Annotated in this window: 5 protein-coding genes and 1 pseudogene; 1 reads left to right on the top strand and 5 read right to left on the bottom strand. The window is 55.7% G+C overall.

Annotated elements, in window-relative coordinates:
- Positions 1 to 262: 262 nt before the first annotated feature.
- The 3 genes from AC1Z3W_RS37355 to AC1Z3W_RS37345 are packed head-to-tail and all read right to left on the bottom strand — an operon-like array spanning position 263 to position 8,977.
- Positions 263 to 5,566, bottom strand: a complete 5,304-nt coding sequence (locus AC1Z3W_RS37355) for an FtsK/SpoIIIE domain-containing protein (RefSeq protein ID WP_483509532.1) — start codon at positions 5,564 to 5,566, stop codon at positions 263 to 265.
- Position 5,567: 1 nt separating this feature from the next.
- On the bottom strand, positions 5,568 to 7,115 hold the full coding sequence (locus AC1Z3W_RS37350) for a hypothetical protein (RefSeq protein WP_483509530.1): 1,548 nt from the start codon (positions 7,113 to 7,115) through the stop codon (positions 5,568 to 5,570).
- On the bottom strand, positions 7,112 to 8,977 hold the full coding sequence (locus tag AC1Z3W_RS37345; RefSeq protein WP_483509528.1) for a hypothetical protein: 1,866 nt from the start codon (positions 8,975 to 8,977) through the stop codon (positions 7,112 to 7,114). Before AC1Z3W_RS37345 ends, AC1Z3W_RS37350 begins: the two co-directional genes overlap by 4 nt.
- A 739-nt stretch (positions 8,978 to 9,716) precedes the next feature.
- Here AC1Z3W_RS37345 and AC1Z3W_RS37340 point away from each other — a divergent pair.
- Positions 9,717 to 10,284, top strand: a pseudogene (locus AC1Z3W_RS37340) (DUF932 domain-containing protein); the annotation flags it as partial.
- Between the two features lie 372 nt (positions 10,285 to 10,656).
- Here AC1Z3W_RS37340 and AC1Z3W_RS37335 read toward each other — a convergent pair.
- Positions 10,657 to 11,364, bottom strand: coding sequence for a nucleotide-binding protein (locus tag AC1Z3W_RS37335; protein ID WP_483509527.1), 708 nt, complete (start codon positions 11,362 to 11,364; stop codon positions 10,657 to 10,659).
- Between the two features lie 10 nt (positions 11,365 to 11,374).
- Complete coding sequence (locus AC1Z3W_RS37330; RefSeq protein ID WP_483509526.1) at positions 11,375 to 11,905, bottom strand: hypothetical protein; 531 nt, start codon at positions 11,903 to 11,905, stop codon at positions 11,375 to 11,377.
- Between the last annotated feature and the right edge of the window lie 26 nt (positions 11,906 to 11,931).

Genomic DNA, 11,931 nt, shown 5'->3' with positions numbered 1-11,931 from the left:
GCTAGGCGAGCGACGCTTCGCCTTAGTGGCAGCGAGTTGGATTGTGTTCGAGGTCGCGTGGGGCGACCGCCTCGAAACGAACGCCCTCACCGACACGCGGGCAGGAGCCGGCCAGCATGCGCCCTTGCTACCCGATTACACCTAGCCCTTCTCTTGCCCGAAAAGACCCGCTCGAATCCCCTTACATCCGGAACGCGGACTGAGGTAAACACTATATGGTACCAGTCTTCCCGGCGACCCTCCGGGTGGAATCATCCGGTGCTCAGCTTGATCGCGCCGCCTCCACCATCTGTGCTATCTCAGCGGAGGAAAGCATCGGCACCTGGCAGTAGATGAGCCCTACATGTCCCTCCAGCTTTGCCGCCATGTGACCCCTTCCTAGCAGTCGCTCTGCGCCTTTCTCCCCGCCCAGCGCAATTTCCGATGTTCCCTCTGAGTCAACGCGCAGGATCAACCGGTTGCCGAGATTCGCCCGTAGCTGCATCGGCATAACCTGGTTATCTGGGCGCTGCGCGGCAAAAATGAGAAAGATACCTGCTGCTCGCGCCTTGACCGTCAGACGACTGACCACATTCGCCACTGTCTGGCTGTAGGCCTCCGTCATCATCCATTCAGCAAACTCATCATGGATGACCCAAAGACACGGCAAGTGCTCAGTAGCGTCCGGTTTGCCGTTAAGTTCGAAAATGTTGGAACACCGGTTCGCCTTGATGATCGAGTATCGCCGGTTCATTTCTTCGATCAGTCCGTTCAGGACCACGATGGCTGGCTCCTGCTCTTCGATGATTCCGTCGCCAAGGTGCGGCAACCCTTCGAAGGCGAAGTAGTCCACGCCCATCTTTGGATCAATTAGGATGATGCGAGCCTGTTTCGGCGTGTTGGTACAGGCGATGGACAATATGATGTTCTGCATGAGCACCGACTTCCCGCTGCCGGTTGAACCCGCGATGAGCGTATGTGGTGCGTTTTCCGTAGGCGAGACAAACAGAAGACTGCCGTCGTCCTCCTTAACTGCGACGAGCAATCGATGATTCCCGCTTGCTGATTGTGGCGCCCATTGCTTCCATACATCGAGTGTATGCAGCGTCTGCCGCTGCGGACGCTCGATCGAGATCGAAACAGCGCCGGGCTCGGGACGCACCGATATGATGTTGAGCGCGTGTGTAGTCAGCATCTCCGATCGACGCTTCAGGACCTGCTCAACTGTCATGTTCGCCGCCCCTTGGAACCGTATGATCGCAGCGTTCGGGGTGAGTCGCGGTTCGCCGATAACCTTTGCGGCCAACTGGAACTGTTGCAGCGCGGTTCGGGTTGCCATTGTCACCTCGCGCAACCACGCGGCGTCGGTCTCTGACACTGCCGACGTCGTTTGCCGGCCAGCCACGATCCTCTCAATGGCGTCAGTACTCCAACCCTTCTGATGTGGGGCTTCCTGTTGCGGAGCGCCTTCTACGGACCCACGGCCCGACGCACTCTCGTGCGCCCCCGATTCTTGGTCAGTTGCTCTTGCCCGGGTTGGCGCGGGCGCAGGCACATTCAACAATGTGGCCTCCGCTCCATTGTCGCTGTCGATTTGGTGCCGCGAACCGGCGCCATCGATGTGAGACGAACGCTGCACCGTGGGGCGGGAGGTTTCGTCATTGCCGATCGCCTTGTATTCGCGCTTCTGGACGAGCGACTGTTGAGCAACCGAAAAGCGTACTGCGTCAGATCGTGCCCTTTCCTCGTAAGCCAAAAGAAGAAGTCGCGTTTTCGCGCGTGAGTAGCATTCCTGATATGCACCATCGCAATTTGCAACTACCGCAAAGTCACTAACCTCTTCAGATCCCGGACTTGACACAAAAACGTGCGAATATCCCCGCAGGAAAACACGGCACCGCCCCTCGCGAAGCTCCCGGCGGAATGCGACAAGATCGATCGGATCGCTAGCAGAGTACGGAATTCCGGATAGAAGAAGATCGGAAAAACGAGCCAGCCACAATTCGCGATCCAGTCTGGGCGGATTAGCAAAAAGCGCCTGCTCGATCCTGCGGATACTATCGCGTACTTGCTTCTGCGACTCTTTTCGCTTGTCAGCCAGTGAATTTTCCCCGATGTATTTCGACTCCGTAATAATTACGGAAAGTTGGCGGGAGCCATTCGGCAGAATCTCCGGACTTATCAGCATGAGATCAGCTATTTGCTGCCCGTCGGCGCCAAGCCACTCTGCGTAGTCGTCGAGAAAATAGCAACCGATTCGCCGATCTTCCCCTAACTCCTGGCGCACAAGGAAGTAGCTGAGTACCACGCCCATAAGCTCGCTTGCATTCCGGCCCCTCTTTGCGGCCCGAAGTACGAGATCTCCAGATATCTGATTGGCATCATCGATGAACCGTTTCGCGAGTTCTCGTATCCTCTGCTCAGGCAGCTCAGGCGCAAGATCTTTGATCCGTCCAATGATCATCATCTGCAGCAGCCCAAGAGACGCGTTAGAGGACACAAGAAGATTGCGCCCCTGCGACGCCGATTGCTTATAGCGAATGACTCGAACACCTTGATTGATGAGTTGTCGCCGATCTAGCAGTTCATCAAAATTGACCACCCAATTACCGAGATTGTGTGTTTCCTCAAAAATCTTAGAGGTCGACGGATCATGGAAGTCGAGCTGCCTCGCTGGAAGATAACGACGGCTGAGATCCTCATGCCAGTCGGGCCGGAAGAAACTCGTAATGGCGGTGACATAGGCCCATCCTTCGGGCGTCTGAACCGGACATGTCAGATAGACGATCGACTTTTCCTCGTCCCGCGCAGATGGTCGCCGCCGAGACCATTGCGCTGGCACCACCTCATCGACGGTAACTGGCGTCGCATCCTCGCGATACCATTCAAGCACCGCATGGCGGGAAATCACATCATGAAGGAATACGATGTCCTTGCTCGGACCATCCTTCAGATCGGGAACCGGAGCTTCGTCAGCCATGATTCCGATACGCAGCCTGGCCATGAAGTCCCGGCTCGCCTCGCTGGCGATAAAGCCGTCAGCATCCGCATCGGATGCCTCCAATATCTGTTCATACAGTCGATGCAGCTTCTCTTTATCTCTGTGCCTGAGTACAACCTCGCACCGCATGTCCTCCTCTTCATCGTGCAATTCGCTGATTCGGTCAACGACAGCTTGGGGCAGGCTAGCGGAGTCACAGTTGTACAAGACGGTCGACAGATTTGCGCGCTCGTGCGGAAACAATTCCACATAGCGCTGCACCATGTCTACAATCTGGTTTGCAGTCTGAAGGGGACTCTCGTTTGTCTCCGACTCTTCAGAAGTACCGCGCAACGGGAGTTCGTGTAGGGTGTAATCAGCTACAGTATCAGTAAGACTTAATAGTTCTGGTTTGCGCTCCCGCCAACCGATAGCGAGTTCCGGAAAATAAGGATGCACAAGCTCGTCTTTCAGCTCTTTGAAATAGAGCGCGGGGTCACCAAACAGAATTGCTGGCGCCTTGAGCAGATGTTTCAGGAGCCGCGCAAGCCTGTCAGCCTTTACCGACATCGCCATCATCCGCAGGGGATTCCATGGCGCAACAATCGCGGCTGGCGCTGCTCCAACGACGGGCACAACACCAATTGCGAGCAACGGCTTAAGCAACGCGTCCCGAAGCCGGTCCCCCCGTGCTTTGATCGTCACTGCATCGATTAATCTGCCATATTTCTCATATTGCTCACGAATTTCGGTTGCTGCAACGCCTACCTTCTTGAAGGTATCTATTGCGCCCGAATAACTCTGCTCGAATTCCGAAAACAGCTGGCGAAGCTCCCCCGCAACAGTATCGCTTATCGACCCCTGCGCTAAAAGCGTCTTGAGATCCTTTTCCCACTGCATGGTCAAGTCGTATTCTTTACGATAGGCCCGCACAAGCGAGCCGCGATCCTGCCCAAAGGCTGCCGCAAAAGTCCGGATATCGCACAGATCCAATACCTGCGCTTGCCCTTTCGAACCCACCACCTCACGGGCAACCTCACTGAGAGGGAGTGCGTGATCAGCAAGTCGCTCCCAATCCGAAACGAACCCACTACTAATCGACGACGGATCGTATCGCCAGATCAATTGGCGATGATTCTCGATCTCCCCATCGTCGACGCTCAGGTAAACGTAAAACTTGATCTCGAGCGCTGCTCGAGCAGTGGAGTCGTTCGGTTTGTATTTTTTCTTACCGTTCCGTGCATCGCGCAGCCATTCATCGTGAATGTGGTCAAACTCGAAAAGATCGCCTACTTCAAATCGGCCGCGGCCAATCAGGTCCCGGATCCCACGATATCGGAATGCGAAGTATTTTCCCGCGTCAACGTTGAGCTTTCTTAAATCTGCCTTAGTGCGCCGATCGCACGAAATCAGCAATGCCCGGGTCGAACCTTCAGGGAGATTTTGGTCGAACAAGGATTCGAGGCAGGAGGCGAGGCCGCTGAGGAAATCCGTTGACTCAATAGGTGATCCAAAAACGTAGCGATCCCATTTTGACTTCAGGCGAGGATCGTCCTTGAGGTCAAGCCGATGAGCGCGATAGAAGGCCACATCATCCGCGATCGCCTGGGAAGAGCGCCGCCTCTCAAGCGCCTCAAGATAAGCCCGTTCATCCTTGGTCAGGGAGTCGGCCTCCTGCTCGTCAAAGAAATCCAGCGTCGCCCGTCCAAGATTGAATTTCTCTGGCCTCAGTCCATCAAAAAGTGGCTTAACCAGCTCCCAATCGATATTGGCGAGTTTCTCGGCTTGCGGATTCCATTTACTTGGTGCTGCAATGAAAGCGAGGATCACATCGTGGTGAACCTGAGGAATGGCATCCTTAACCTTCTCGAACGCTGCCCCTAGGTCATCGACGGAAAGTACCTGATTGTTTGGTGTGTATTTTTTGAGGTAACAGGACTGCTTTTTTTGCACAGACGCGAATAGCAGCTTCCATTTGCTGGGGTGATTTACGGTCTTTTCATTGAGAGAGCGAAAAAGCGCTGGATTTCTTGGCCACTGTAGTATTGGCAGCGAGATGCCCATTACATCCGGAAAAACGTTTCCCGCATCGATCTCGTCTCGCACACGAAGCACATACGATGCAAATACATCAAGAGTAACGGGCGCGACGTCGTGCAGGCCTTGCAATGCGGCAATCCATATTCTGCGCTGCTGGTCCGTTATTGGCAGTCCAGCCGAAGCCTCCTTGACCCACAATTCCACCTGAGAGCGTAGAAGCGTTGTATCAATGACGGTCAAATCAGCGAGAGATTGCCTCTCGTCGTCGCCCGGTGTAGCAAGCAGCATAGCTGGTTTGCTGCATTCGGCATTTCGAAAATACGTAGCCCGCTCCGAAGTCAGGCACTCGATTGGCAATCCAAATCCGGCTAGCCACTGTTCAGGGAGTTTTATTTCGATGCGAGACGCGAGGTTCGGGGATCCGAGTATCGCGTTTGCAACCGCGGCCGTTTGCTCCGCCGACAGGGAGTCGATCAGATAACGAGCCGTCGCTGTTGCATCTGCGTTGTCCAGCTGCTCGGTAAGGCAGGCTGCAGCCACGCGCCCAATCAGTTCGTTGGTCTTCATATTAGCCCGCGTAAGGGTTTTCTACGTACGCGCAAGCGTCCGACAAGCGTTTCAGTAACCCCAGACTCCCCAGCCGATGCTCGAGTCTCAAAGCATTTTGTTGAAACGGCTTCTTATCGATTGCCAGTTGCGACTTCGCCTGCCCTGCTTCGCGCTCCCCGAATACGAGCCCGTATCTCTCGTAAAGCATTGCCAGAAACTCGCGAAATTCAATCCGTTTACTGACGTTCGAAAAGATCATGCATTTGAGAAAATGGTCGGACGGAGCATAGCGGAAGCGGTTCGTCCCGCGACGAGAAACCAGTCCTACTCCGCGACCAAAACTACGGTGCACCTGGCCGAAGTGCCGGCGGTGACGCTCTTTTGCTTCCTGACGGAACTGCTTCAAAACATCGTCGGGGTCATTCACCGCATTGTCGGGGCTCCAGCGGAATCGCTGCCGCAGCAGCGCGTATCGACTGTTCAACCGCTCCATGGGCGATCCTTCGATGTTCCACCCAGTCTCACTTTCTACACCAGAAATCAACTTTTCGATGGCCTCAAGCGACAAGAAACTGTTATCTTCGAAGCTATCGATTGACAGTTCACGAACAAGGCCTTTGCGCGGCGCAACTATCTCGCAGATGATTGGTGGCTTGTCCGGACCACCGAGAATGTATGCGCTTGTATGAAGTTGATATAACAGCAAGCCGAATGCGCCCGCCGTTACCATATAAGGCATAACGTCGAATCCTGGCAGTCGAAGCTGCAACAACCGAAGCCAGTCCTCCGAAATCATGTCGAAAACCGGATGGCTATCGTATGGAAGAAAAGTTGCCGCTCCGCGACGGCTACCGGTCTCCTGACCGTTCGGCTGCAATCGATCGATTAGCAGATTCCATTTGTTGCTGCCGTCAAGTACGCGCGAGGAAAAGATCGCCGACAGTTCCTCACGGCGGCTCGAGCGCGCAATCATGTGATAGAGCAGCTCACCGCTCCTGCCGAAATTGACATAGTCCCGCGAGATCACCTCATCCTTGATTGATAGATCCTCAAAGATGGCAGCAGGCCCAAAAGGGAATATGAAACGCGAACTCCAACGCTTATTGGTGTTGCCTTCAACAATGCACGATCGGAGTGCTTTGATCAGCGTCGCAAAATCGTGAAATGACTCAAACCGGTCACGCAGGTACCGGAACGAACGCTGAGCCGCATCAAGTCCGCGGGCATTTGCTTCGATCCACTCGAGCCACTTCTCCCAGGCGCTTGAATTATCTCCATACGTATCGGCAATGCGTCCAATTTGCTGTTCGTTATTGAACAGAATATTGCGCAAGTGGACTCTGCCGAATGCGACATAATCCGAAGGGTATTGCGATTGATCGAAATCAAACAGGTGACCCGTACGATGCGCAGACGCGGCCACGCCTAGAAATTCCAGGAACGTGAGCCAGGGAGACTGTTGATCCCAGAGTCGATGTCCCCAATATTGCTCTTCGAGCCATATGTCCTCACGATCACGGTCGCCATTTGTGGACGTGGGAGCTTTATTTGTGGGTGTGTAGCTCATATCAGCACCGCAATTTGACGATCCTTCGCCGCCCCTGTTGCGTCTAGCTCAAGCGTGGTAAATGTAATCTCGCCATCACGCGTGAGCTGTCCATTTCTGCCCTGTAGTTCGCGCATTAGTTGACTCTTGAAAGCCATCACGTCCTCAAAACATTCCTTCGAAAAACTACTGGGCATCGCCCCCTCTGCCACCCGACTTAAATATTCGTATCGCGTAAGCGTCATCGTAAAATCGGTCGACCGACCGTTGCCTAAGGACACGCGTAGCGCGGGCTGTCGTCCATCGAAGACTAAGTCCACCGACTCACCGGTGTGTTTTGGCGGAACGGATATACGCTCCTCCAGGAATCGCGACACTCTCGCCTGGGATAGTGATGCACTGGAGGCCAGGTAGAGTTCTCTTTCTGAGGTCATTAGCATTCCGGTAAAAATCCGATTTATGCCTTTGACTAGTCTGCCGATCAACCCTCGCTTCACTGTCCTGCTTTCTCGCAACGGGCTCAGGACCTGATCCAGATACTCTCCACCATAGCGGAAAACGGTCAAATCCCACAGACATACCTCGTCCACCTGAGAATCAGGCACCTTGAAAAATAGCGCTTGACGTTGCGCTACGAGCAGATTCAGAAATTCTTCGCCGGTATCATTGCCCTCACCGCCTCCTTCGATGTACTCGCGCCTGGCGGCGATATACGCATTGTCAGCACCGTAAAAATCATCGGCTTTCACCAAGGTCTCAAACTGTTGCTGCAGTCGCTCGTGCGACTCACCGAATATCAGAATGTTATCGATACGATTAGTCGTCTCGTAGCCGATCTGGAAACGCTCCAAGTATTCGAATATCGCACTCCCCCCACGTCGCCCCGATGGAATGTTATGTCCAAAAATATTGCTATATACGCTGGCGTGCCGACGCTCGCCATCGGCAATGATGCGAGGCACGTCTGCCGCGGACATTAAGTGATCCTTGGCGTTGGGGTGCCCGAGTACAGCGTTGGTGAGCAAAATCAGAATCTGCCGCACCGGTACGTGAAGTCCGTTCTGGTCGCAAAGCTCGAGGAGCGCACGCAACCTATTGCGCACCAGAGGCTCGGCCAGCAGCTCCACATTGCGCTTGATAGGACATTCAGCACCAAAAAGCTGGTCGTCGGCACCCGCTTCCTGCCGGCATTTGTCCCACCCTTCGTGCGCAAGAAAGGAATCCAGTGCCAAGTCAAAAAGTTCGGCTGAACTCCCGCGTGACAGATTGAACAATGACAGCGAACTCCCATCAATCTCTTCGCGTTCCGAAACCAGCAATTCTTCAACGATGTCTTTCGCCCGCGTGGCGATTGACGAAGGTGGAAGTCGCCTCAAGGTTTCTGCCAGTTGCCCGTCGTTCGCGGCCACCAAGAAGATGTCGTTCGCGTCTGGATCGAAAATGGAATTGCAAAATTGCATCATCAACGACAGCTTGCCTTCTGGCCAATCGCTGCCTTGGGGGGGCACCCATGCGCTAAGATCGCGAAGAACGTGTAAGATAACCACTCTTGCGGGTCGATCGTTTTGCTGATGAACAGGGATCTGAAGAGAGAGATAGGGTTCTTGCGTCGCCCATTGATCCGGGTCGCCGTCAAGACCTTCCCAGACCCGTCCACAAAGAAAGGTTTTGCCGTCACCGGCGGTACCGGTGAGGATGACAGACCTAGATAACGCCCCCGCCTGAAACCATCGCACAACTCGGTTCTCGTACGGATGTGCAAAGAGTATCGGTTTGATACCCGCCTTGCGCGATCGACGCCGAAGGTTCTCGTCGTACAGGTTATCTTTTGTGGGAATGGGCCCGTATTGCCTCAGGAAGTTAATCCATTGCTCACTGTTCACCTGCGGCCCCCCTTATTATTTACTTTTTCACAAATCGTCCCAGACCAGTAACCGGTCATCGCGATGGTCGTTATATTAGAACGAATTGCTGGCCTGAACCAGCAGAAGTGCAGCTCGCAGAATCTGAAAACGTTTGGCAAAACTCTCGCCGCTTTCCCCCGTTTCCGGCGGGCGCTACCCACCGGCGCAGAAGGCTGAAACTGACTTCTTTTAGAAAAAGTGATTTTGCAGCCAAAGCGATGTAAGACCAAGTGACGGCCGCTCGACAGCCCAACTACGCGGTTTGCCCGCGCGTCTGGTCAGGGCTGATCATCCCGGCCAACGCGCGCAGTCGCCAACAGAAAGTAGGTTAGGAGCCACGATTCTGATCCAGATTGAAGGCGCTTGCTTGTCGAACGTATCCGCACCGGATCCTGTGGAATTGCACAGTGCTTCCCTTCCCGTCGCCCATCAACGCTGACGACAGCGATTCATCCAAGGTCAGCCAACTCTTTCTCCACGCGCGACCGGCGTTGGCGCCTGTGGTCGCGCTTTTCCCTGCCTCGCGAACCCGGCCCATGGCCCGCACCCGACTCCCGTCTTCTCGCCCTTTACCCGCGATCGTAGCCGACGGCGGACAGGCGTCAAGGGGCGAGGGACCGTGTTCCCCGCCCCCTCCCTCACCTCTTTCCTTGACACCTGCCCGCCGTCGGCTCCAACAGTCGCACGGGCTGGAACCCGGGAGCATTGCGGCAGCAAAGCGGACCAGTTCACTGGCGAGGAAGCCAATCAAATCGTGCTGCTGACCTCGCAATGATAGAGCGAGCATTTACCAGATGCTCGCAGGCACGTTCCGGTTTGTGTGCCAGAACGGCATGGTTGCGGGCGACAACATCGCCGATATCCGCGTGCCGCACAAAGGCAACATCGTCCAGAACGTGATCAATGGCGCGTTCGATGTGCTCGACGGCTTCGCGCTGATCAGCGAGCAGAAGGACGGCATGCGCGCTGTGATGCTCGACCGCGACGAACAGTACGAGTTTGCCCGCTCCACGCTTGCACTGCGCTACGACCCGAACGACGCCGAAGCACCCGCTCCAGTCACCGAAAGTCAAGTGCTCACCCCACGTCGCTTCGAGGATCGCCGCGACGACCTTTGGACCGTCTTCAACCGCGTGCAGGAAAACCTCACGAAGGGCGGCCTGCATGGACGCTCGCGCGCAGGCCGCTCCATGTCCACGCGCCCCATCACCGGCATTGACCAGAATGTGAAACTCAACCGTGCTCTGTGGATGCTCGCGGACGCGATGCTCCGGATGAAAGCATAACGCCCTAGGGGCGGCGCACCCGCGCCGCCTCGGTTGTCAGCCATTGCGCCATGCCCCCATCGCGTCACGCCCTGTTGCGGGGCATACAGGACAACGAGGCCCCTGAGCCGAATTCCGGCAACGGCAACGAGCACGTCAACAACACACCGAGTTACTCGGAAGCGCGTTGCACTACCCACACCGAACGGCCGACGCGGCCCTTCCCAACCGCACTATGCTGAACGCGGCGCAACCTGACCCTCGCATCGCGCAACTTCAGCCCCTGAGCCTAGGAAGCGACTCAGCAGACAGCAGCACCCCATGGCCTCGTCCGGAACATCGCCTGACACTTCGTGAAACAGGCGGATCAGCGGGTCGACTGGCCTCGACCGCTTATTGCTCATGGGCTGCCCCTTCGGCGCTGATCACCTTCGAGAACATGGCGTCACACAACTCCCGCCAGCGGAACAGCTCCGCACGCTGCCCGATCTGCATGGTCTCCACCGCCCTATGGACAGAGAGACGCTGGCTACGCAGTTCATCCGAAACGCGATCCGCGAGATCGGGAAAATCCAGCGACCGGCCCTTCATCTCGATCGACTTGCGAAGCTGCGATTCCTGATACAGCGTGAATTTGTCGGGCGCCCCGAAATAGCCGTTACGAACCACATGTGTCACGGTATTCGGGAACGTCTGCCCGAAAATATGCAACAACTCCAAACTGTCGCGCTGCCGGTTGATCACCCACAGCACGACGAGTTGCCTCTCCAGTTCATCGAGCGTCCGCGCTAGTGTTCCGCCGTAACGTGCAACCCCTGTCTGATTGCGCGCCGCCGTATTGACGATCACGGCTGCCCCCCGGTGCGTATCGCAGAAGTTAACGAATCCGATCCAGCCGTCCGCATCGTCGAGGTCATACGCGGCACACATCATTTCATCCCGAAGCGCTTTCATGACATCGGGATTCGATGTGTCGGTTTCAACCATTACGGCACGGCTATCGTGCCGCTGCAGATAATCGGCTAGCGCGAGTGTCACCATGCTTTTTCCCACGCCGCCCTTGCTACCCCCGACCAGATAAATGGGTTGGCTCACGTCCATGCTCGACCTCCTACAGGTTTTCGATGTCAGGGCGGATCTCAAACGAGAACGCATCCTCAGTCTGCATTGCGCCCGGCTGGCTTACACTCCTTCCCCCAGTTTGTCGTCCATCATCGCGCGCGTTGTTCGCTCGCCTTGCAGGCTTCTTTTGACCGGAAGACGATTCGCTTCCGTTCTTGCCTCGTCGGTCGGTCGCTTCGGAGTTGGTCTTGGCAGGCGCTGGACGATACAGCGCATATTTAACCGCACCAATGCTGACATCGAGCCCATTACGTCCCGCCTCCTTGACGATCTCGTCGAGCGTATAGCCCTTCGCCTGTGTGTCAGCGATCTGCGCGCGCATCTCCCTCATCGCATCGCTGACCGTGACGCGTTGCTCGTTTCGTGGCTTTACCGGCAATGCCTCGAGCGCATGGACAAACTCATCCCACTGCGCGCGCGTATAGCTCTTTGCACCCGGCACGATTCGCTCCCAAACATCGCCGTCGAGGTCATCATGCGAATGGTAAGACAGCTCGTCAATACCCTCACCAACGCTCAATCTGTATGCTCGGATGCGCTCGGAAC

Source organism: Burkholderia sp. 10_S31 (genome assembly GCF_056930375.1).
Note: the sequence above shows the minus strand (reverse complement) of the source record. Positions and strands in the feature narration are given on the sequence as shown.